Below are 21,075 nucleotides of genomic sequence, written 5' to 3' on the forward strand. Positions count from 1 at the left end.
GGGCGGCCCGCTCAGAGCCAGCCGTTCCGCCTGAAGCCCCGGTACAGCGCCAGACACGCCACGGATATGACGCCGATGACGAGCGGATAGCCGAACCGCCAGTGCAGCTCCGGCATGTGATCGAAGTTCATGCCGTACACGCCGCACACCATCGTCGGCACGGCGATCACCGCGGCCCAGGCCGTGATCTTCCGCATGTCCTCGTTCTGCGCGACCGTCACCTGTGCCAGGTGGGCCTGGAGGATGGAGTTGAGCAACTCGTCGAACGCCGCGATCTGCTCCTTCGCGCGCATCAGATGGTCGAGCACATCCCTGAAGTAGGCCTGTATCTCCGGGGCGATCACCCGTATCGGCCGGGTGGTCAACTCCTCCATCGGCCTGCTCAGCGGCACCACCGCCCGCTTCAGCTCCAGGAGTTCACGCTTCATCTGGTAGATCCGGCCGGGGTCCGCCCGCGCGCCGTTCTCCGCGAACACGTCCGCCTCGACCTGGTCGATGTCGCCCTGCACCGCGTCCGTGACGTTCAGGTAGTCGTCGACCACGTGGTCGGCGATGGCGTGCAGCACCGCCGCCGGCCCCTTGGCGAGCTGGTCCGGCGCGGCCTCGAGCTCCTCGCGCAGCGGCCCCAGCGAACTGTGCCGGCCGTGCCGCACCGTGATCACGAAGTCCTCGCCGACGAAGACCATGATCTCGCCGGTGTCGACCACCTCACTGGTGGCCGTCAGCTTCTCGTGCTCCACGTAGCAGACGGTCTTGAACACCGCGAACAGCGTCTCGCCGTACCGCTCCACCTTCGGACGCTGATGTGCCTCGACCGCGTCCTCCACGGCCAGCGGATGCAGGTCGAACAGTTCGGCGATGCCCGCGAACTCCGTGTCCGTCGGCTCGTGCAGCCCCAGCCAGACGAACCCCTCGCCCTTCTTGCGCACCCGTTCGACGGCGGAGTACAGGTCGCTGCACTCCGGGACCCGCGCCCCGTCCTCGTACGTCACGCAGTTGACCACCGAGGAGCCCAGCGGGGAGCGCGCGTGATGGTTCAGGTCGACGCGGGGCAGCCGCCGGGCCAGTCGCGCCACCCTGCGCAGGCCGCCGGACCTGCCCAGCCCCGTGACCTTCCGCAGATTCCCTGCCATCGTCATCCGGATCTCCTTGCGTGGATCCACTCGCGCAACGCTTCCCGCCCTGCCCGGCAAGTCTGCCAGCCCGGTGTGAGACGCGGGTAAGCCTGTGGGAACGGCGAATTCCGCCAGGTTCCCGCCTGTGGACAACTTGATGCCCGGCCCTGACGCCGCCGGTCGGCACCGAGCCGTCCCCCACGGCCGGAGTCCGGGGTCGGGTCCGTAGTCCGAGGCAGCGGTCGGGTCCGAAGCCGGAGTTCCCCGTCCCCGCCGAGGGCGTGCTCGCCTCTGCGGGAGGCGGCGCACGGACAAGCCGGGCAACTGGGATCATCGGTTCATGACACAGGCTGACGGATATCTCCTCGACAACCGCCAGAGCGAGGCCGCACAGCGCTTCGACGCCTTCGCGGCCCTCTTCGACCCGACCACGTTCCGCCATCTTGAGGCCCTTGGTCTCGAACCCGGCTGGCGCTGTTGGGAAGTCGGAGCCGGCGGCACCTCCGTGGTGTCCTGGCTGGCCGACAAGGTCGGGCCGACCGGCAGGGTCGTCGCCACGGACATCGACACCTCGCTGCTCGCCGCGGCCGCCCGGGCGCAGGTCGAGGTCCGCACCCACGACGTCGGTGCCGAGGAGCCGCCGGGCGAGGACTTCGACCTGGTACACGCCCGGCTGGTCCTGGTCCATGTGCCGGACCGGGAACGGGCGTTGCGCTCCATGATCAAGGCGCTGCGCCCCGGCGGACGACTGCTGATCGAGGACGCCGACCCCGCCCTCCAGCCCCTCACCTCCCCTGACGAGTACGGCCCCGAACAGCAGCTCGCGAACCGGCTGCGCCGGGGCTTCCGCAGGCTCCTCGCCGAACGCGGCGCCGACCTCTCCTACGGCCGCAAGCTCCCCCGGCTGCTCCGCGAGGCCGGGCTGAGCCAGGTCGAGGCCGATGCCTACTTCCCCGTCGCCTCGCCCGCCTGCACCGCTCTGGAGACCGCCACCGTCCGGCAGATCCGGGACCGGCTCGTCACCGCCGGCCTGGCCACCGACGCGGAGATCGACCAGCACCTGGCCAATGTCGCGACGGGCGGCATGGACCTCGCCACGGCCCCGATGATCTCGGCGTGGGGCCGCAAGCCGTAGCCCCGCCGCTTCCGCACGCGGGGCCGCGGCCGGTCGCGCCTTCTTCTGCATGGTGCCGCGTCCTGCATGCCGCTTTCTCCTGCATGCTGCCGTGTCCCGGATGCTGCCCGCGGTCACTGGCGGGCGGGCGGTCTCGCGCCCACCCGTTCCACCGCCCGGGCGCCGGCCCGGCAGCCCCGCGCCGCCGCCTCCCGCGCGTCCGCGCCGGTGATCAGCGCGGCGAGGAACGCCCCGGTGAAGGCGTCACCGGCGCCCGTGGTGTCGCGCGGCGTCGCCGGTACGGCCGGGACGCGCCCGAGGAGGTCACCCGACCGGGCCACCAGCGCCCCGTCCGCGCCCGCCTTGGCCACCACCAGCGGCACCTGGCGGCTCAGCTTGACCGCGGCGTCCGCCGGGTCGGGCAGGCCCGTCAGCAGACAGGCCTCGTCCCGGCTCGGCAGCAGGACGTCCACCCCCTCGACGAGTGCCAGGAAGCGGTCCACGCCGAGTTCCACGAGGAACCCGGCCGACGCCGGGTCGAGGCTCACCGGCACGCCACGCGCGCGTGCCGCCGCCACGGCCACCGCCACCAGCGCCCGGCTCGGTTCCGAGAACAGCAGGTAACCGGAGAGATGCAGCCGGGCCACCCCGTCGAGCAGGGCGTCCGACCAGTCGGCGGGCTCCAGCCGCAAGGAAGCCCCGCTGTCGGTGAGGAACGTGCGCTCAGCCGCGGCGCCGCCGTCGACCAGGCAGATCACCGTGCCGGTCGCCGCCTCCGGGTCCACCACGAGCCGGGGACGCACCCCGGCGGCGGCCAGCTCCCGCTCGTGCCACCGCACCGCGTCCGTGCCCACCCTGCCCAGCAGCCGCACGTCCGCACAGCCCGCGTAGGCGGCCCAGCTGGCCACATTGGCGCCCGCCCCGCCGGGCAGCGTCCGGACCACCGCGGCCGTGTCGGTGCCTGCCGCGAGCGGCCCCCGGTAGCGTGCGACGACGTCGGTGACGACGTCCCCGACGACCAGCAGCGCCCCGCACCCGGCCGGCCGCGCCTCCCGCCCGTTCGTCACCCCCTGGCCCACGCCGAGGCGATCCTTGCCGCCAGCCGCACATTGCCGCGCACGGCCGCGAGGTTCGCCTCCAACGAGGCGCCGTCCGTGTGCCGGACCAGATAGCCGAGCAGGAACGGCGTGACCGCCTGACCGGTGATCCCTTCCGCGTCGCACGCGTGCAACGCGTCGGCGAGCACGCGCGCGTGCAGCGCGGGGTCCAGCTGTTCCGCCTCCGGGACGGGGTTCGCGACGATCAGCGCGGTGTCCGCCGCGTCGAGCGCGTCCTGTGCCCGCATGACGTCCGCGACCTGCTCCGGGGTCCGAAGCGTCCAGTCGACCGGATACCCGGAGTCGGACAGATAGAAGCCGGGGAAGCGGTCCGTACCGTATCCGGCGACGGCCACGCCCAGCGTCTCCAGGCGCTGGAGGGTCGCCGGCACGTCCAGGATCGACTTCACGCCCGCGCACACAACCGTGATCCGGGTGCGCGCCAGCAGGCCCAGGTCGGCGGACTCGTCCTGGGTCACCGTCCACTCCCGGTGCACCCCGCCCAGGCCGCCCGTCGCGAACACCCTCAGGCCGGCCAGCGCCGCCAGCTGCGCCGTCGCCGACACGGTGGTCGCCCCGCTCGCCCCCGCCGCCACGGCGAGCGGCAGGTCGCGGTGGCCCAGCTTGCGGATCCCGTCCTCGTTGGCCACCCGCTCCAACTGGTCCTTGGCCAGGCCGACATGAGGTCGGCCGTCCAGCACGGCGATCGTCGCGGGCACCGCGCCCGCCCGCCGTACCGTGTCCTCCAGTTCCAGCGCCACCTGGAGGTTGCGCGGGCGAGGCAGCCCGTGCGCGATGATCGTCGACTCCAGGGCGACCACCGCACGACCCCCGTCGAGCGCGTCCCTGACCTCTTCCGACACCACCAGCACCACGCCTGCCTCCTGTCCGTCGGTCCTCCCTCATCTCTGGCAGGGACCACACCCCGCTAAACGCTTGCGGCCTGTGGGGGACGCCACCAGCCTGGGCGGTATGACGAATCACCCGGCACGTCTGGACCACGTCGTCCTCTGGGTCGGCGACCCGGCCGCCGCGGCCGGCTTCTACGAGCGGATGCTCGGCCTGGAACCGCTGCGGGTCGCCGAGTACACCGCGGGAGAGGTGCCCTTTCCCTCCGTACGCGTCAACGAGGAGACCATCATCGACCTCGCGCCGCTCACCCTCGCCGAGCGCATGCCCGCGCTCCCCGGTGCCGCGGGCAGTGCGGGCCACCCCGTGAATCACGTCTGCCTGTCCCTGCCCGCCGACGCCTTCGACGCCGTGCGCGCCCGCCTGGCCGAGCACGCCGTCCCCATGACCGGCATCGGACACGACTCCTTCGGCGCCCGGGGCACGGCTCCGCGCAACTTCTACTTCCGGGACCCGGACGGCAACGTCGTGGAGGCACGGCACTACGGCTGACCGGCGCCGGAGGGGCGCGCGACGGGGGCGCGGGGGACCGCGCCTCAGAACAGCGGCTCGGGCAGCACGCCCTCCAGGGCGAGCAGTTTCCGTTTGGTCTCCAGACCGCCCCCGAACCCGCCGATCCCGCCGTCGCTCTCCACCACGCGGTGACACGGCACGACGACCGGCAGCGGATTGGCGCCCATCGCCGCGCCCACCGCCTGCGCGCCGCCCGGCTGCCCGACCCGACCCGCCAGGTCGCCGTACCCGACCACCGAGCCGTACGGCACACCGGCGGCCAGTTCCCGCAGCACCTGGCGGTTGAAGCCGGAGATCAGCGACCAGTCCAGCGGCAGGTCGAAATCCTGCCGCCGGCCGGCGAAGTACGCGTCCAGCTGGGATATCGCCTCGGCCAGCACCGGGTCCGCGGGATCCTCGACGGGCTCCGCGCCCAGTCGGGCCGCCAGCCGCTCCACCGCCCGCTCCCGGACCGCGTCGGTGGCGTGGAACACCACGTTGACCAGCCCGCTGCCGGTCGCCGCGAGCAGCAGCGGACCGATGCCGGTGTCCACGACGGCCCACACAACCCGCTGCCCGCACTGCCCTTCGCTCTCCATGTGCCCCACCGTACGGCCCGCCACTGACAACGCCGCCGCCCGGCCCGGCTGCCTCCGCCCGGCCCGGCCGGGCCGGGCGCGACTTCGCTCAGCTCGCGCGCAGCGCGGCCCGCACCACGTCCGGCTTGTTGGTGATGATCCCGTCGACGCCGTAGCCGACGGCCTTCCAGGTGGTGACCGCGTCGTTCACCGTCCAGGTGAAGACCCGCAGCCGCCTGCCGTGCGGTCCGTCGAGCGAGTGCGCGGTGTTCACATAGCCGGCGGAGATCGAGTCCACCGAGGGGTTGATCAGGTCGGCGAAGCCCGCGTACCGGTGCAGCGAGCCGGCGGACGGTGTACCGAGGTAGCCGGTCGTCACGGCCGGCCGGAGATCGTGCACGACGCGCAGGCTGTCCGCGCTGAAGCTCTGCACGACGAGCCTGCCCAGATGCCGGCTGTCCAGCCAGCCCTCGTTGCTCAGCAGCTTGACGATCTGCTGCTCGATGCCGGGATACAGCTCCGGGTTCTTGATCTCCAGGAAGAGCTTCTCGTGGTTGTGCTCGACCCGGCGCAGGTACTGCGCCAGGGTCGGCACGCGCGTGCCCCGGTACGAGGAGGAGAACCAGCTGCCCGCGTCCAGCCGGGCGATCTCGGCCGCGGTGAAGTCCCTCACTTTCCAGGGCGCCCGGCCGGGGAAGACCTGTTCGACGTCGGTGGTGCGCCGGAGGCTGTCGTCGTGGATGACGACGAGCCGGCCGTCCCGGGTGCGCTGGACGTCGTTCTCGACCCAGGTGAAGCCCAGTGCGGCCGCCTTGTCGATGGCGGCCAGGGTGTTCTCGGGGGCGTAGGCGGAGGCACCCCGGTGCGCGACCACCGTGGGCTCGGCCGCGTCGCCGGCCCGTGCGGTCGGGACGGGGCTGAGCAGGGCGGCCGTTCCCAGCAGCGCGGTGGCCGTGGCGGCGACTGCGCGCGCGTGCATGCGTAGTCCTCACGTCGAGCGAATACGGACAGCACAAGAGTGACAGCAGTGAGTCAACAGCGGTCGGATACGAGACGGCCACAGATTGCACGGACTTGTCCAAGCCCGCTCACTGTTGCCGCACAACTGCGGCAAGGGCGTGTTTCTTTGCCGGAAAATCGTTCGACCATTCCGGTGCGGGTCATACTCTCTGCGTCAACCCTGACCGCTCGGGCGGTCCTGGGACGGGGGCGCATGGCACATATTCCGGGACGCAAAGGGTGAAGGGCAGCCGCGCATGCAGGGCACGGTCGACGGATTCAGCTATGGGGTCGTCACCCCGCTGGTGGCCTATCTGATGGCCTGCCTCGGTGGCGCCCTCGGGCTGCGCTGCACGACCCGGGCCATGCTGGTGACCCACTCCTGGCGGCCCGCCTGGCTCGCTCTGGGCTCGGCGGCGATCGGCTCGGGCATATGGACCATGCACTTCGTCGCCATGATGGGGTTCAGCGTCAAGGAGACCCCGATCCAGTACGACAAACCGATCACCTATGCGAGCCTCGGCCTCGCCATCATCATGGTGAGCGTCGGGATCTTCATAGTCGGTTACCGGGGTGCCACCGGCACGGCGCTCTTCACGGGCGGCACCATCACCGGTCTGGGCATCGCCTCCATGCACTACCTCGGCATGGCCGGCCTGCGCCTGAACGGAACCCTGGAGTACAACACGCTCACGGTGGCCGCCTCAGTGGTGATAGGGGTCGTGGCCGCGACCTCGGCCCTGTGGGCGGCCGGGCAGGTGCGCGGATTCCTGTGGAGCGTCGGCGCGAGCCTCGTCATGGGACTCGCCGTCAGCGGCATGCACTACACCGGCATGGCCGCGCTCTCCGTCCACCTCCACAGCGCGGGCGTGGCGACGCCCGGTGACTCGCCCGCCTCGCTGCTCGCCCCCATGCTGATCGGTCCGCTGGCCTTCCTCTGCCTGGCCGCCGCCGTCGTGATCTTCGACCCGCTGATGGTCACGGGCCGACCCGACCGGCTCCGCGCGGAGCACAAGCCGGGCGTCCCGGCCGGTGAGGTCGGCCACTACCCGAGCCGCCGCCCGTCCCCGCGCGTCGGCCGCCAGCAGACCCACCACACCTCGCGCACCCCGCAGAACCGCTGATCAGACCCGGTTGTCAGTGCGGGGTCGTACGGTGGATTCCATGCGGCCCGTTTCCCACATCGAACGCACGGTGGCGCCCTTCGAGGTCGTCAGCCCGTACCAGCCCAGCGGCGACCAGCCGGCGGCCATCGCCGACCTGGCCAGGCGCATCGAGGCCGGTGAGAAGGACGTCGTCCTCCTCGGCGCGACCGGCACCGGCAAGTCCGCCACCACAGCGTGGATGATCGAGAAGCTCCAGCGCCCCACCCTGGTGATGGCGCCGAACAAGACGCTGGCCGCCCAGCTGGCCAACGAGTTCCGCGAGCTCCTCCCGAACAACGCGGTCGAATACTTCGTCTCGTACTACGACTACTACCAGCCCGAGGCGTACGTTCCGCAGTCGGACACGTACATCGAGAAGGACTCCTCGATCAACGAGGAGGTCGAGCGGCTGCGCCACTCGGCCACCAACTCGCTGCTCACCCGCCGTGACGTGATCGTGGTCGCCTCGGTCTCCTGCATCTACGGCCTCGGTACCCCGCAGGAGTACGTCGACCGGATGGTCCCGCTGCGGGTCGGCGACGAGATCGACCGCGACGACCTGCTGCGCCGCTTCGTGGACATCCAGTACACGCGCAACGACATGGCGTTCACCCGCGGCACCTTCCGCGTCCGCGGCGACACCATCGAGATCTTCCCGGTCTACGAGGAGCTGGCCGTCCGCATCGAGATGTTCGGCGACGAGATCGAGGCTCTCTCCACGCTCCACCCGCTCACCGGCGAGATCATCAGCGACGACCGTCAGCTGTACGTCTTTCCGGCCTCCCACTACGTCGCCGGCCCCGAGCGCATGGAGCGGGCCGTCAACGACATCGAGAAGGAGCTCGGGGAGCGCCTGGCCGAGCTGGAGAAGCAGGGCAAGCTCCTGGAGGCCCAGCGGCTGCGCATGCGCACCACGTACGACCTCGAGATGCTCCGCCAGATCGGCACCTGCTCCGGCGTGGAGAACTACTCGATGCACTTCGACGGCCGCTCGCCCGGCTCCCCGCCGAACACCCTGCTCGACTACTTCCCCGACGACTTCCTTCTCGTCATCGACGAGTCGCATGTCACCGTGCCGCAGATCGGCGCCATGTACGAGGGTGACGCCTCCCGCAAGCGCACCCTGGTCGACCACGGCTTCCGGCTGCCCTCCGCCCTGGACAACCGCCCGCTGAAGTGGGAGGAGTTCCAGGAGCGGATCGGCCAGGCCGTGTACCTGTCGGCGACCCCCGGCACGTACGAGATCTCCCGCGCGGACGGTGTCGTCGAGCAGATCATCCGCCCCACCGGCCTCGTCGACCCCGAGGTCGTCGTCAAGCCCACCGAGGGCCAGATCGACGACCTGGTGCACGAGATCCGCAAGCGCACCGAGAAGGACGAGCGCGTCCTGGTCACCACGCTCACCAAGAAGATGGCCGAGGACCTCACCGACTACTTCCTGGAGCTCGGCATCCAGGTGCGCTATCTGCACAGCGACGTCGACACCCTGCGCCGCGTCGAGCTGCTGCGCGAGCTGCGCTCCGGCGAGTACGACGTCCTGGTCGGCATCAACCTCCTGCGCGAGGGCCTCGACCTGCCCGAGGTCTCCCTGGTGGCGATCCTCGACGCCGACAAGGAGGGCTTCCTGCGCTCCGGCACCTCGCTGATCCAGACCATCGGCCGCGCGGCGCGCAATGTCTCCGGGCAGGTCCACATGTACGCCGACAAGATCACCCCGGCGATGGAGAAGGCCATCGACGAGACCAACCGGCGGCGGGAGAAGCAGGTCGCCTACAACACGGCCAACGGCATCGACCCGCAGCCACTGCGCAAGAAGATCAACGACATCGTCGCCCAGATCGCCCGCGAAGAGGTCGACACCGAGCAACTGCTCGGCTCGGGCTACCGCAAGCTGAAGGACGGCAAGGCCGGCAAGGCACCGGTCCCCGCTCTGGGCGACAAGGCGGCCAAGGGTGCCAAGGGCGCCAAGGCAGGCAAGGCCGCCAAGGGCAAGGCCGGGGAGACGGTGCCCACCGACCGTCCGGCGGCCGAACTCGCCGAGCAGATCGAGGAGATGACGGAGCGTATGCGCGCCGCCGCCGCGGATCTGCAGTTCGAGATCGCGGCCCGGCTGCGCGACGAGGTCTCCGAGATGAAGAAGGAACTGCGCCAGATGAAGGAGGCGGGCCTGGCCTGAGCTCCGGGCCGCCGCCGCACAGCCGGACCCCGGCAAGTGCGCGAAGTGTTGCAAGACCGACACAAAGCGCGGGCCGGGGTTCGGCGCTGTCAGTGGCGCTGCATAGGGTTTTGGACAACCGCGCACTTCGCGGGCGACCGGGGACATCCGACGAGGGGAAGCAGCCGTGACCGTCAACATGACCAAGGGTCAGGCCATCAGCCTGGAGAAGAAGGACGGCGGCTCCCTGAGCGCGGTCCGCATGGGTCTTGGTTGGAAGGCGGCCCCGAGGCGCGGGCTGTTCGGTTCGCGCACCCGTGAGATCGACCTGGACGCCTCGGCGGTGCTCTTCGCCGACAAGCAGCCCGTCGACGTCGTGTTCTTCCGGCATCTGGTGAGCGACGACGGCTCGGTCCGCCACACGGGCGACAACCTCGTCGGCGGTGCCGGCCAGGGCGGTGACGACGAGGCCATCCTCGTCGACCTCGCCCGCGTCCCGGTCCACGTCGACCAGATCGTCTTCACCGTCAACTCCTTCACCGGGCAGACCTTCCAGGAAGTGCAGAACGCCTTCTGCCGACTGGTCGACGAGACCACCGGCCAGGAACTCGCGCGCTACACGCTCGACGGCGGCGGGGAGTACACCGCCCAGATCATGGCGAAGGTGCACCGGTCGGGATCCGGCTGGACGATGACGGCCCTGGGCGTCCCGGCCAGGGGCCGCACCTTCCAGGACCTGGTGCCGACGATCCTGCCGAACCTCTAGCAGCGGCCCGGCGGCACACGAGGACACGACACTCAGGGGGACGTGGGCCATGGCGGCCGAGCTGGTGCGCGGGCAGAACCATCCGCTCTCGCGGAACCGGATCGAGATCCGGATCTCGGCCGAGGTGCCCGTCGTGGCCGGTGCCACCCTCGCCGACGAGCGCGGCCGGGTCGGGGGCACCGACCGGGTGGCCCATCCGGGCGCGCCCGCCCTGCCCAGGGTCGAGGTGTCCCGGCAGGCGGCCGCCGAGCACCGGCTCGCCGTCGACCTCGACGTCATGCCCGAGACCGTGCACCGGGTCAGCATCCTGATCGCCCTGCCCGCCACGCCCGCCGGCCCGCCCTGCTTCGGCGCCTGCGCGGCACCGCGCGCCGCGGTGACCGGCCTCGACGGCACCGAGGTCGCCGGCTACACCCTCACCGGTCTGGACGCCGAGTCGGCGGTCGTCGCGCTGGAGCTCTACCGCCGCCAGACGGTCTGGAAGCTCCGCGCGGTGGGCCAGGGCTACGCGGCGGGCCTCCCGGCGCTCCTCACCGACCAGGGCCTGCCCCGGGCCGCCGAACTCGCCCGACGGATCGACGAAGCGGTGGCGCGCGGCCTGGCCCGCTCGGTCCAGCCGCAGACCGCGGACGCCGACCGGTCCCGCCGCGAGGCCGCCTCCGTCACCGGTCCCGACCTGCCGGGCACCACAACCGCCGCCGGATCTCCGTACGGCGTCCAGGCACCTGGCGACACCCCGGACCGGCTCGCCCCAGAGCCTCCCACCCCGGCCGAGACCGCGGTGACCGGTCCGCCTGCCGGCGGCCCCATCGACTACACCCATCCGAAGCGACGCCGACCGTCCCGGCCCCCGGCCTTCACCGAACCGGCCTTCGCTGAACCGGCCTCCGACGTGCCGGCCCCGGTGGAGGGGCCCGCGCCGCCCGTGGCGGGTGACGCGGCCGGCTGGTCCATGGACGAGCGGCTGTACAACCAGGTCTGGGGCATGTTCGAGGACCTGGCCCGTTCCACCGCCGCCTTTCGCAGCGCCGTCGACTTCGCCGAGTCGCGCCTGGAGAAGGAGCTCGACCAGGCCCTCGTGGACCCGCGCAGCCGACTGGGCTCGGCGGGTGACGCCGCCCGCGAGGCGGCCCAGGCCCGGCAGGCCCAGCTCGTCGATCAGGCGCGGGCGGTGCTCGACCGGGACCTGGCCCAGCTCACCGCCGAGTCCGAGGTCGTCGAGCCCGCACTGCCACCGGCGTACGCCCGCTGGGACAACCCGGTCTGGCACGGCTACCGGGTGCCGGCCGAGCCGCCGATGGCCGTCCGGCTGGGCGACCTCAGCCTCCCGGAGAGCGAGCCGCTGCGCATTCCGATGCTGGTCCGGCTGCCCCTGGAGCGAGGTCTGTGGATCGACAGCGGCGTGCCCGACGCGTCCCGCCACGGGGAGGCGGGTGAGCTGCGGCAGCCGGCCCTGCGGGCGGCGGTGGCGCTCGCGGCCCGGCTGCTGGCCATCCATCCGGCGGGGGAGTTCGGCGTTCAGGTCATCGATCCGGCGGGAGCCGGCGGGGCCGCGCTCGCACCGCTGACGGAGGCCGGTGTGCTGGACGGGCCGCCCGCGTCGGGCGCCGCCGGTGTGACGAACACGCTGGGCCGGCTCGCCGAGCGCGTCGACCTGGTGCAGATGGCGCTGCGTGGCGGTGTGTCCGACGCGCTGCCGTCCGGTCCGGCCACCTCGCGGCACCTGCTGATCGTTCACGACTTCCCGCACGGTTTCGACGACCGGGCCGTCACCCAGCTGCGCTATCTCGCGGACGAGGGCCCCGAGGCCGGTGTCCACCTTCTGCTGGTCGCCGATCGTGCGGACGCCACCGCCTACGGCCCGTTGCTCGATCCGCTGTGGCGTTCACTGATGCGACTCACCCCCGTCCCGGACGATCACCTGGCCGACCCGTGGGTGGGACATGCCTGGACCTACGAGCCCTGTCTCGTACCGCCCGGCAGCCGGGTGCTCCAGCAGGTGCTCACCGAGGTCGCGACCGCTCGCATCAAGCTCACGTAAACCGCTTGGACCAGCTAACTTGGTCCTTTCTTGACCAATTGCTTTACCTTCCCTTGGGTGTTGGGTACTCTTTTCCGTACGGAGGGGAGTACTCCCTGTCTGCTGCGGCGTACCCGTCAATACGGATCCGACCGGATCCCGGGGCGTCGGCCCGTGTCGGGTGGAAGAGACCTCCGGTAGCGCAACGCCGAATCTTTGCCGTTCACTAACCGGAGGCAGCAGTGGATGTGTCCGTGACCCTGTGGGTCCTCACGATCCTGGGCCTGGCCGCCCTGATCGCGGTCGATTTCTTCATCGGCCGCAAGCCGCATGACGTATCCGTCAAGGAAGCAGGCATCTGGACCGTCGTCTGGATCGCGCTGGCCGGGCTCTTCGGCCTCGGCCTGCTGCTCTTCGGCGGCGGCCGGCCCGCCGGCGAGTTCTTCGCGGGCTTCATCACCGAGAAGTCGCTGAGTGTCGACAATCTCTTCGTCTTCGTCCTGATCATGGCGAAGTTCGCCGTGCCCTCGCAGTACCAGCAGCGGGTGCTGCTCGTGGGTGTCCTCATAGCCCTGGTGCTTCGGGCCGTCTTCATCGCCGCGGGTGCCGCGATCCTCGCCAGCTTCTCGTGGGTCTTCTACCTCTTCGGCGCCTTCCTGATCTGGACCGCCTGGAAGCTGATCCAGGAGGCCAGGGCCGACCAGGAGGAAGAGGAGTTCGAGGAGAACAAGCTGCTCAAGGCCGCGGAGCGCCGGTTCGGTGTGGCCGACCGCTACCACGGCACCAAGCTGTGGATCCAGCAGAACGGCAAGCGGGTCATGACCCCGATGCTGGTCGTGATGCTCGCCATCGGTACGACCGACGTCCTGTTCGCGCTGGACTCCATCCCCGCGATCTTCGGCCTGACGCAGGACCCGTACATCGTCTTCACGGCCAACGCCTTCGCGCTGATGGGCCTGCGACAGCTGTACTTCCTCATCGGCGGACTGCTGAGGAAACTGGTCCACCTCTCCTACGGCCTGTCGATCATCCTCGGCTTCATCGGCGTCAAGCTGGTGCTGCACGCTCTGCACGAGTCCGGCGTCCACGTCCCGGAGATCAGCATCCCGGTCTCGCTCGGCGTGATCTGCGGGGTCCTGATCGTCACCACCGTCACCAGCCTGCGGGCCTCCAGGAAGCAGGCGGCGGCCGAGGCGGCGCAGGCCACGAGCGAAGGCGCTCCGAAGGACAGCATCGACGTCTGACCACGTCGGACGTAGGAACAACCACCCCGTGCGGCGGTGCCGGGCGCATTGCCGACCCACCGCCGCGGATGCTTCGTTGGGTGGCGGAACGTCCCCGGTCCGGGGGCGCCGCCGCCCGGTGGAGGCAACCGTGACATTCGTCCAGATCATCGACTTCGAGACCGACCGCATCGACGAGCTGAAGGCCCTCGCCGACGAGCTGGGCAGCCGGCTCGCCGGCCGTGAGAACAGCCCCGCACGCCGCCTGATCCTCAAGGACCGCAGCCGCCCCGGCCGCTACCTCGGCGTGATCGAGTTCGACTCCTACGAGGAGGCCGTGCGCAACAGCGAGGACCCCGAGACGAGCAAGTTCGCCGAGCAGATGGCCGCCCTGTGCACCCGGCCGCCGTCCTTCACCGACTGTGACGTCGTGGACCTGACCGACTTCACGTAACCGTCCCGCCGACCACCCCAGGACCGGGGGCCGCGCCGTGCCGGCGGCGGGCCCCCGCAGCCCCGAAAGGATCCGAATGCGAAGCCCGTACGCCTCTGCCACCATCGCTGCATGATCACTCGGTCCGGGTCGCTCACCACCCAGTGGACGCTCCTCGTGCCGGTGCTCGCGGTCGTCCTGCTCCTGTTCACCTGGGGCCGCAGTCTGCCCGGCGCGGTCGTCGCCGTGGTGACCGTGGTCCTCGCCGGATCGGTCCTCGCCGCGGTCCATCACGCCGAGGTCGTGGCCCACCGAGTCGGCGAACCCTTCACCTGGCACTCGGATCCGCCATGGCCAGCATCGGCCTGACCATCCCCGCCGTGGCCCTCGCCTCGGTCTGGCTCTCAGGGCCCCTGGTCCTCGGCCTCGGCGCCACCCCTATGCTGCTGCTCGCGCTGACCGTGGTGGTCAGCTCCCTGACCGTGGTGCCGGGCCGCGCCACACCGCTCCAGGGCGGCGTCCACCTCGTGCTGTTCGCCGCCTGTCTGGAACTGGCGATCAACCCGTAGCCGGTCCGCGCGCTCACCCGGCGGCCGGTTCGGCCGCCGCCACCGGCACCGGACGCGTCTCCGGCAGCAGGGCGAAGCACCCCAGGCTCAGCAGGGCGATCCCGGTCAGATACGCCCCCACGGCCCACGGTACGCGTCCACCGCGCTCCGCCAGCGCGGTCGCCACGATCGGCGTCAGCGCTCCTCCGAGGACCCCGCCGAGGTTGTAGCCGACGGCGGCACCGGTGCAGCGCACCCGGGGTGCGTAGAGCTCCGGGAGATAGGCGGCGACCACCGCGAACATGGTGACGAAGGCGACCAGGGCACCCGTGAACCCGAGGAACATCAGCAGCGGCTGACCGGTGGCGAGCAGCGCGACCATCGGGAACATCCACAGCGCCGAGGCGGCGCACCCCGCCAGGCACAGCGGCCGGCGCCCGTAGCGGTCGCCCAGCAGGGCCATCGCCGGCGTGAGCGACGCCTTCACCACCACGGCGGCCATGACACAGGTCAGCATGACCGTACGGCTCACCCCGAGCCGCTCCGTGCCGTAGGCCAGCGACCAGGTCGTCACCGCGTAGAACACCGCGTACCCGACCGCGAGCGCCCCGGCCGTCAGCAGCACCAGCCGCCAGTGGTGGCGTACGACTTCGGCGAACGGCACGCGCGCGGGCTCGTCGATCTCCAGGAACCGCGGAGTCTCGGCGAGCGACGAACGAAGCCAGAGCCCGCCCAGGGCCAGTGCCCCGGCCGCCCAGAACGGCACCCGCCATCCCCAGCGCGCGAACTGGGCGTCCGGCAGAAGGGCCGAGAGGGCCAGCAGCACGCCGTTGGCGAGGAGGAAGCCGATGGCCGGACCGATCTGCGGAAAGCTCGACCACAGGGCGCGCCGCCCGGCGGGCGCGTGTTCCACGGTCAGCAGCACGGCCCCGCCCCACTCCCCGCCGAGCCCCAGCCCCTGCAGGAAGCGCAGCAGGAGGAGCAGCAGGGGAGCGGCGAGGCCGATCCTGTCGTAGGACGGCACGAACCCGACCGCAACCGTCGACGCACCCGTCAGCAGCAGCGACCCGACGAGCACCGGACGCCGGCCGCGCCGGTCCCCGATGTGCCCGAACAGCACCGAGCCCAGCGGCCGGGCCACGAACCCCACGCCGAACGTCCCGAACGCCGCCAGCGTCCCCGCCAGCGGTGAGAACGTCGGGAAGAACAGCGGTCCCAGGACGAGCGCCGCCGCCGTCCCGTAGACGAAGAAGTCGTAGAACTCGATCGCGGTCCCGGCGAGGGAGGCGGCTGCCAGCCGAAGCATCGACGGGCCCCTTACGGTGCGTGTATCCTGCATGCTCCGTCAACTACTCAGGGTGATCGACGGTTACGGGGGCGCACGGTGGTGAGACGCTTCGCGCGGGAGCCGCCGCGCACCGTGATAGACCGGACCGAGCAGCGGTCCTTCCCGGACCGTTCGTCTGTCCCACGGACGTCCCACGGATGTCCCACCGACCGGAGGAATCGTGCCCCGCACCCTGGCCAACGCCCCGATCATGATCCTCAACGGGCCCAACCTGAACCTGCTGGGCCGGCGTCAGCCCGAGATCTACGGCTCGGACACCCTCGCCGACGTCGAGGCCCTGTGCGTCAAGGCGGCGGCCGCGCACGGCGGCACCGTGGACCTCCGGCAGTCGAACCACGAGGGCGAACTGGTCGACTGGATCCACGAGGCACGCACCGACCACTGCGGGATCGTCATCAACCCCGGCGCCTACTCGCACACCTCCATCGCGATCCTGGACGCCCTCAACACCTGTGACCGCATGCCGGTGGTGGAGGTCCACATCTCCAACATCCACCAGCGGGAGTCGTTCCGGCACCACTCCTACGTGTCCCTGCGCGCCGACGGAGTGATCGCCGGGTGTGGCGTACAGGGCTATGTGTTCGGCGTGGAGCGGGTGGCGGCGCTGCTCGGCGCCACCACCGCCGACGCCTAGGGCCCGTCCGCCGACTTGATCCGCCGGACAGGCCCTGGCGCACCGTACAGGCCCTGGCGCCGCGGCGCCCTCAGAGCCGTCCGGCCTCCACGATCCGCCGCAGGAAGCGCCGGGTGCGCTCCTGCCGGGGGTCGCCGAACACCTGCTCGGCCGTGCCGCGTTCGAGGACGACGCCGCCGTCGAGGAAGCAGACCTGGTCGGCTACGTCCCGGGCGAAGCCCATCTCGTGGGTCGCCAGCACCATCGTCATCCCCTCGCCCTTGAGATCCCGGACCACGGTGAGCACCTCGCCCACCAGCTCCGGGTCCAGGGCGGCGGTGATCTCGTCGAGCAGCAGCAGCCGGGGCCGTACCGCCAGGGCCCGCACGATCGCCACCCGCTGCTGCTGGCCGCCGCTCAGCCGGTCGGGATAGGCGTCCGCCTTGTCGCCCAGTCCCAGGCGCCCCAGCAGCTCCCTGGCCCGCTCCTCGGCCTCCGCGCGGGAGGCGCCGTGCACCCGGCGCGGCGCCAGGGTGATGTTCTCCAGCACGGTCATGTGCGGGAAGAGGTTGTACGCCTGGAAGACCACGCCGATCCGGCGGCGCACCGCGTCCTGGTCGGCACGCGGGTCGGTGATCTCCTCGCCGTCCAGCCAGATCGCGCCGTCGTCGATCTCCTCCAGGAGGTTGGCGCAGCGCAGCAATGTCGACTTGCCGGAACCGGAGGCCCCGATCAGCGCCGTCACCGTGTGCGGGGCGACCTCCAGGTCGACGTCCCGCAGGACCACCGCATCCCCGAACGTCTTGCGGACGGACTCCATGCGCAGGACAGGCGCGTCGCTCATATGGATCCTCCCTGGGCCCGCCGGCGGTCCATCCGGGCCGTCACCCAGTCCGTGAAGCGGGTCATCGGGATGGTCAGCGCCACGAAGACCAGCCCGGCGACGATGTACGGCGTGTAGTTGAGGCTGCGCTGGGCGATGATGTCGGACGCCCGTACGGCGTCGATCGCGCCGCCGATGGACACGAGTCCCGTGTCCTTCTGCAGCGACACCAGGTCGTTCAGCAGCGGCGGCACCTGGCGGCGTACCGCCTGGGGGAGCACCACGTACCGCAGCGCCTGCCGGTTGGTCAGCCCCAGCGAGCGGGCCGCGGCCCGCTGCGAGGGGTGCACGGACTCGATGCCCGCCCGGAACACCTCGGCGACGTAGGCGGAGTACGTCAGCGTCAGTGCCGCACCGCCCAGCAGCACGGGGTCGACGGTCACGCCCTGGAGGCGCAGCGCGGGTACACCGAAGACCACGATCATCAGGTTGATGAGCAGTGGCAGCCCGCGGAAGAAGTCCGTGTACGCCGCCGCCAGCGCCCGCAGTGGGAAGAAGACCGGCCCCGGCAGTGTGCGGGCGATGGCGATCAGCATGCCCAGGACGAGTACCAGCACGCCGCAGACCAACAGCAGCCGCACGTTGAGCCACAGGCCTTCGAGGACCTTGGGGAACGCCTCGCGCGCGTACTGCCCGTCGAAGAAGGTCTCCTTGGTGCGCTCCCAGCCCGGCGCGCTGACCACGACCAGGTACAGGACGACGGCCGTGACCAGCGTCGACAGCGCGGCGATCGCGGTCGCGCGACGGGCGCGCGCACGCTTGTAGCGCTCCCGCTCCAGCCGTCGTCCCGAGGGGGTGTAGCCGCCGGCGCCCGCGGGGGCGCCGGCCGGCATGTCGCCCTTGTCGTCCGCACCCTCCCGGCCGGACTCGTCCTTGGTGACCGTCACTTGAGCACCGGCGCGTCGACGGCGTCGGACAGCCACTGCTTGTCCAGCTTCGCCAGGGTGCCGTCCTTGCGCAGGGCGTCCACGGCCGAGGTCACGCAGGGCGTGAGGTCGCTGCCCTTGTCCAGGACGAGCCCGAACTGCTCGGGCGTGCCGCCCTGGTTCTCGAACTGGCCGACGATCTTGGCATTGGTCACCTGGGCCGCGGTGACGTAGAAGGCGGTCGGCAGGTCGGTGACGATCGCGTCCACCTGGCCGTTCTTCAGTGCCGAGATGGCCTGGTCGTTCTTGGAGTAGGCGGCCGCCTCCTGGGACGGCTTCACCACGTCGCTGATGTAGTTGAGGCTCGTCGTGCCGACCTGGGCGCCGAGCTTGAGACCCTTGAGGTCCGCGACGCTCGTCGCCTTCGCGGCCTTGCTGCCCTTGAGCGCGATGACCGCCTGGCGGACGTCGTAGTAGCCGGACGAGAAGTCCACGGCCTTCTTGCGCTCGGTGCTGATGGACACCTGGTTGATGTCGAAGTCGAAGGTCTTCACGCCGGGCGCGAACGCCTTGTTGAACGGCACCCGCTGCCAGACGACCGCGCTCTTGCCGTACCCCAGCTGCTGCGCCACGGCGTACGCGACGGCCGACTCGAAGCCCTCGCCGTTGGCCGGCTTGTCGTCCTTGAACCACGGCTCGTACGCCGGCTCGTCGGTCGCGATCGTCAGCTTGCCGGAGGTCTTGGTGGCCAACTTGCCCTTGGTGCAGGCGGATCCGGTTGACGAGGCCGAGGAGGAGGGTCCACCGGAGGCCTTGTCGTCCGGCTGCGGAGCGCAGCCGACAGCGGTGGCGAGCAGGGCTATGGTGGCGGCGGCAGCGCGACGCAGCGCGCTCGGGGCAGGGTGCATGGCGGGAGAGTGACAGCGAACGCCGCGTTTGTCCAGGTCAAGCCGGTATTTGTCCGCATGTTGGGAACGGGTGTTGCGGTTTTGTGAACGCCGCGACCGAGAGGCGGACACGCCGGGGCCGCCGACCGAGGGCGGGGAATGATGGCCGGCGGCCCGTACCGCGCAGGAGCCGTCATCCTGTGCGGGGCTGCCACCAGTTGACTGCGCCGTCGCGCGCGCCGGGAGCGTGCGCTGGAGACCGGCGCGTGCGAACCGTTCACACGGGGCGCGCGAAGGAACGCGCGCCCGCGCTCACCACCCCCGCCCGCGCTCACCACCCGCGCGCGTGCCACTCCGGCAGGTGCGGGCGCTCCGTGCCCAGCGTGGTGTCGTTGCCGTGCCCCGGGTACACCCAGGTCTCGTCCGGCAGGACGTCGAAGATCTTCGTCTCGACGTCGTGGATCAGGCTCGCGAAGGCCTTCGGGTCCTTGCGCGTGTTGCCCACGCCCCCGGGGAAGAGGCAGTCGCCGGTGAAGACGTGCGGGTGCCCGTGCGGGTCGTCGTAGACCAGGGCGATGGAGCCGGGGGTGTGGCCCACCAGATGGCGGGCGGTGAGCTCGACCTGGCCGACCCGGATCACGTCGCCGTCGTCCACGAGGACGTCGGTGGTGACCGGGATGCCGGAGGCGTCCTCGCGGCCCGCGTACGTCCGCGCCCCGGTCGCGGCGACGACCTCGGCCAGCGCCTGCCAGTGGTCGCCGTGCTGGTGGGTGGTGACGACGGACGCGATGCCGTCGTCACCGATCATGCCCAGGAGCGTCTCCGCGTCGTTGGCCGCGTCGATCAGCAGTTGCTCGTCGGTGGCGCGGCAACGCAGCAGATAGGCATTGTTGTCCATCGGCCCGACCGCGATCTTGCTGATCATCAGGTCCTTGAGCTCGTGCACGTCGGCCGGTCCGCCGACCGTCACCTCTCCGCTGTACGTCATGGCGATCAGCCTATAGCGGGGAGCCGGCGCCGGTGCGCCGCGCGCTGCCCGCGCTACAGCGGCGGAAGCACGGGCAGGGGGCCGCCCTTGACGGCCAGGGCCGAGCCGTCGCGGCGGCCGGCCAGCCAGCCCAGCAGGTCGGCGGCGGATCCCTCGACGCCGATCGGACCGCCCGGCGCGCCGCCGCCCGTCGTCCAGACCAGGCCGCTGTCGGTGCGCAGCTCGGTCGACGGGACCTCGCGGTGCCCGCGGAACCGCTCCGCGAGAAAGTCGATCTCCCGCTCGGTGAACTCCGCCGGCAGGTCCTCCAGCTCGTAGCCGATCCCGAGGTCGACATGGTGCAGCTCGACCTCGGCCCAGCGGCGCATCGGCAGCCGGGCCGCGATGTCGGTCACCCCGTTGCGCAGCTCCACCGTCCGCGACCAGTCCGCGGGCTCGGCGGCTCGGGCCAGGAACCCGGCGTGGCTCGCGCGCAGGTCGGCCAGCTGCACGTCGAGCGGACGCGGCGCGCCACGCTCGATGTCGGCGTCCCGCGCCTCGGCGGAGACGTACATGGGACGCCCGTCCAGGGCGTTGGCGAGCGCGTCCGCGTTGCGGGCGAGGTGGGCGAGGACATGGCCGACCGTCCAGCCGGGCAGCCGTGACGGTCGCGCACCGGCCGCGTTGTCCAGTGCGGCGACCGCGGTGAGGAGCCGGTCGGTCGCTTCCTGTACAGACGCCAGGTCATGAGCGTGATCAATCATGGGGCTGACAGTAGCCCCGCCACCCCTTCGGGTGAAGGTTGAGCGCGGGCTCAGTAAATCGAATGGACGTGCTATATCGTCGGTGACGGCGTCGGGCATGCTGGATGGTCCGGGATTGTTTACGCATCCAGGAATCCGACCGGCGTTGTCAGT

Annotated in this window: 20 protein-coding genes and 1 pseudogene; 10 read left to right on the plus strand and 11 right to left on the minus strand. The window is 71.2% G+C overall.

What is annotated here, in order from left to right; all coding sequences use genetic code 11:
• Positions 1-11: 11 nt before the first annotated feature.
• Positions 12-1,139 (minus strand): magnesium/cobalt transporter CorA, encoded by a 1,128-nt coding sequence (gene corA, locus AB0M11_RS21580; RefSeq protein ID WP_365707769.1) that lies wholly within the window; start codon positions 1,137-1,139, stop codon positions 12-14.
• 316 nt (positions 1,140-1,455) lie between these two features.
• On the opposite strand from corA, the gene AB0M11_RS21585 reads away from it, so the two are divergent.
• Complete coding sequence (locus AB0M11_RS21585; RefSeq protein ID WP_365707771.1) at positions 1,456-2,250, plus strand: methyltransferase domain-containing protein; 795 nt, start codon at positions 1,456-1,458, stop codon at positions 2,248-2,250.
• Positions 2,251-2,363: 113 nt separating this feature from the next.
• On the opposite strand, the gene AB0M11_RS21590 is transcribed toward AB0M11_RS21585, so the two are convergent.
• Both AB0M11_RS21590 and AB0M11_RS21595 read right to left on the minus strand, forming a co-directional pair.
• On the minus strand, positions 2,364-3,308 hold the full coding sequence (locus AB0M11_RS21590; RefSeq protein ID WP_365707773.1) for a PfkB family carbohydrate kinase: 945 nt from the start codon (positions 3,306-3,308) through the stop codon (positions 2,364-2,366).
• Positions 3,293-4,201, minus strand: coding sequence for a pseudouridine-5'-phosphate glycosidase (locus AB0M11_RS21595; RefSeq protein WP_365707775.1), 909 nt, complete (start codon positions 4,199-4,201; stop codon positions 3,293-3,295). Before AB0M11_RS21595 ends, AB0M11_RS21590 begins: the two co-directional genes overlap by 16 nt.
• Before the next feature lie 97 nt (positions 4,202-4,298).
• On the opposite strand from AB0M11_RS21595, the gene AB0M11_RS21600 reads away from it, so the two are divergent.
• Positions 4,299-4,727 carry a VOC family protein gene (locus AB0M11_RS21600; RefSeq protein ID WP_365707777.1) on the plus strand — a complete coding sequence of 143 codons (429 nt, stop codon included), beginning with the start codon at positions 4,299-4,301 and terminating at the stop codon, positions 4,725-4,727.
• 44 nt (positions 4,728-4,771) lie between these two features.
• Here the strand turns inward: AB0M11_RS21600 and AB0M11_RS21605 are convergent, their stop codons facing one another.
• Together AB0M11_RS21605 and AB0M11_RS21610 are read right to left on the minus strand one after the other, a co-directional pair.
• Entirely contained in the window at positions 4,772-5,326 is a 555-nt protein-coding gene (locus AB0M11_RS21605; protein ID WP_365707779.1) for a methylated-DNA--[protein]-cysteine S-methyltransferase, read from the minus strand.
• Between the two features lie 88 nt (positions 5,327-5,414).
• Positions 5,415-6,284, minus strand: coding sequence for a glycerophosphodiester phosphodiesterase family protein (locus tag AB0M11_RS21610; RefSeq protein ID WP_365707781.1), 870 nt, complete (start codon positions 6,282-6,284; stop codon positions 5,415-5,417).
• A gap of 277 nt (positions 6,285-6,561) precedes the next feature.
• On the opposite strand from AB0M11_RS21610, the gene AB0M11_RS21615 reads away from it, so the two are divergent.
• The 7 genes and pseudogenes from AB0M11_RS21615 to AB0M11_RS21645 all read left to right on the plus strand — a co-directional run bounded on the left by AB0M11_RS21615 (position 6,562) and on the right by AB0M11_RS21645 (position 14,615).
• Positions 6,562-7,428 carry an MHYT domain-containing protein gene (locus AB0M11_RS21615; protein WP_365707783.1) on the plus strand — a complete coding sequence of 289 codons (867 nt, stop codon included), beginning with the start codon at positions 6,562-6,564 and terminating at the stop codon, positions 7,426-7,428.
• A gap of 40 nt (positions 7,429-7,468) precedes the next feature.
• On the plus strand, positions 7,469-9,625 hold the full coding sequence (gene uvrB / locus AB0M11_RS21620; RefSeq protein ID WP_365707785.1) for an excinuclease ABC subunit UvrB: 2,157 nt from the start codon (positions 7,469-7,471) through the stop codon (positions 9,623-9,625).
• A gap of 166 nt (positions 9,626-9,791) precedes the next feature.
• Positions 9,792-10,370, plus strand: coding sequence for a TerD family protein (locus AB0M11_RS21625; RefSeq protein WP_365707787.1), 579 nt, complete (start codon positions 9,792-9,794; stop codon positions 10,368-10,370).
• Between the two features lie 49 nt (positions 10,371-10,419).
• A complete protein-coding gene (locus tag AB0M11_RS21630) occupies positions 10,420-12,411 on the plus strand; it encodes a TerD family protein (protein ID WP_365707789.1) in 1,992 nt (663 codons plus the stop codon).
• A gap of 221 nt (positions 12,412-12,632) precedes the next feature.
• Positions 12,633-13,634 carry a TerC family protein gene (locus AB0M11_RS21635; protein WP_365707791.1) on the plus strand — a complete coding sequence of 334 codons (1,002 nt, stop codon included), beginning with the start codon at positions 12,633-12,635 and terminating at the stop codon, positions 13,632-13,634.
• 130 nt (positions 13,635-13,764) lie between these two features.
• Entirely contained in the window at positions 13,765-14,067 is a 303-nt protein-coding gene (locus AB0M11_RS21640) for a hypothetical protein (protein ID WP_365707793.1), read from the plus strand.
• Between the two features lie 111 nt (positions 14,068-14,178).
• Positions 14,179-14,615 (plus strand): annotated as a pseudogene (locus tag AB0M11_RS21645) (hypothetical protein).
• Positions 14,616-14,628: 13 nt separating this feature from the next.
• Here the strand turns inward: AB0M11_RS21645 and AB0M11_RS21650 are convergent.
• On the minus strand, positions 14,629-15,900 hold the full coding sequence (locus tag AB0M11_RS21650; protein ID WP_365707795.1) for an MFS transporter: 1,272 nt from the start codon (positions 15,898-15,900) through the stop codon (positions 14,629-14,631).
• Between the two features lie 202 nt (positions 15,901-16,102).
• Between AB0M11_RS21650 and aroQ the strand changes: the two genes are divergently transcribed.
• Positions 16,103-16,576, plus strand: coding sequence for a type II 3-dehydroquinate dehydratase (gene aroQ, locus AB0M11_RS21655; RefSeq protein WP_365707797.1), 474 nt, complete (start codon positions 16,103-16,105; stop codon positions 16,574-16,576).
• A 70-nt stretch (positions 16,577-16,646) separates the two neighbouring features.
• Here aroQ and AB0M11_RS21660 read toward each other — a convergent pair whose 3' ends face one another.
• The 5 genes from AB0M11_RS21660 to AB0M11_RS21680 all read right to left on the minus strand — a co-directional run bounded on the left by AB0M11_RS21660 (position 16,647) and on the right by AB0M11_RS21680 (position 20,922).
• Positions 16,647-17,399, minus strand: coding sequence for an amino acid ABC transporter ATP-binding protein (locus tag AB0M11_RS21660; RefSeq protein WP_365707799.1), 753 nt, complete (start codon positions 17,397-17,399; stop codon positions 16,647-16,649).
• Entirely contained in the window at positions 17,396-18,325 is a 930-nt protein-coding gene (locus AB0M11_RS21665; RefSeq protein ID WP_365707801.1) for an amino acid ABC transporter permease, read from the minus strand. Before AB0M11_RS21665 ends, AB0M11_RS21660 begins: the two co-directional genes overlap by 4 nt.
• Positions 18,322-19,212: an ABC transporter substrate-binding protein gene (locus tag AB0M11_RS21670; RefSeq protein ID WP_365707803.1), complete on the minus strand. Its 891-nt coding sequence runs from the start codon at positions 19,210-19,212 to the stop codon at positions 18,322-18,324. The genes AB0M11_RS21665 and AB0M11_RS21670 overlap by 4 nt, the downstream gene beginning before the upstream one ends.
• A 310-nt stretch (positions 19,213-19,522) precedes the next feature.
• A complete protein-coding gene (locus AB0M11_RS21675; protein WP_365707805.1) occupies positions 19,523-20,179 on the minus strand; it encodes an MBL fold metallo-hydrolase in 657 nt (218 codons plus the stop codon).
• 53 nt (positions 20,180-20,232) lie between these two features.
• Positions 20,233-20,922, minus strand: coding sequence for a maleylpyruvate isomerase family mycothiol-dependent enzyme (locus AB0M11_RS21680; protein WP_365707807.1), 690 nt, complete (start codon positions 20,920-20,922; stop codon positions 20,233-20,235).
• Positions 20,923-21,075 lie beyond the last annotated feature (153 nt).

This window comes from Streptomyces sp. NPDC051987 (assembly GCF_040680735.1).
GTDB lineage: Bacteria > Actinomycetota > Actinomycetes > Streptomycetales > Streptomycetaceae > Streptomyces.

Coding starts and splice junctions, on each gene's coding strand:
- AB0M11_RS21585 (WP_365707771.1), top strand. CDS start 1,456: ATGACACAGGCTGACGGATATCTCCTCGACAACCGCCAGAGCGAGGCC.
- AB0M11_RS21630 (WP_365707789.1), top strand. CDS start 10,420: ATGGCGGCCGAGCTGGTGCGCGGGCAGAACCATCCGCTCTCGCGGAAC.
- AB0M11_RS21660 (WP_365707799.1), bottom strand. CDS start 17,399: ATGAGCGACGCGCCTGTCCTGCGCATGGAGTCCGTCCGCAAGACGTTC.
- AB0M11_RS21670 (WP_365707803.1), bottom strand. CDS start 19,212: ATGCACCCTGCCCCGAGCGCGCTGCGTCGCGCTGCCGCCGCCACCATA.
- AB0M11_RS21680 (WP_365707807.1), bottom strand. CDS start 20,922: ATGATTGATCACGCTCATGACCTGGCGTCTGTACAGGAAGCGACCGAC.
- uvrB (WP_365707785.1), top strand. CDS start 7,469: ATGCGGCCCGTTTCCCACATCGAACGCACGGTGGCGCCCTTCGAGGTC.
- AB0M11_RS21605 (WP_365707779.1), bottom strand. CDS start 5,326: ATGGAGAGCGAAGGGCAGTGCGGGCAGCGGGTTGTGTGGGCCGTCGTG.
- AB0M11_RS21615 (WP_365707783.1), top strand. CDS start 6,562: ATGCAGGGCACGGTCGACGGATTCAGCTATGGGGTCGTCACCCCGCTG.
- AB0M11_RS21600 (WP_365707777.1), top strand. CDS start 4,299: ATGACGAATCACCCGGCACGTCTGGACCACGTCGTCCTCTGGGTCGGC.
- AB0M11_RS21650 (WP_365707795.1), bottom strand. CDS start 15,900: ATGCTTCGGCTGGCAGCCGCCTCCCTCGCCGGGACCGCGATCGAGTTC.
- AB0M11_RS21675 (WP_365707805.1), bottom strand. CDS start 20,179: ATGACGTACAGCGGAGAGGTGACGGTCGGCGGACCGGCCGACGTGCAC.
- corA (WP_365707769.1), bottom strand. CDS start 1,139: ATGACGATGGCAGGGAATCTGCGGAAGGTCACGGGGCTGGGCAGGTCC.
- AB0M11_RS21610 (WP_365707781.1), bottom strand. CDS start 6,284: ATGCACGCGCGCGCAGTCGCCGCCACGGCCACCGCGCTGCTGGGAACG.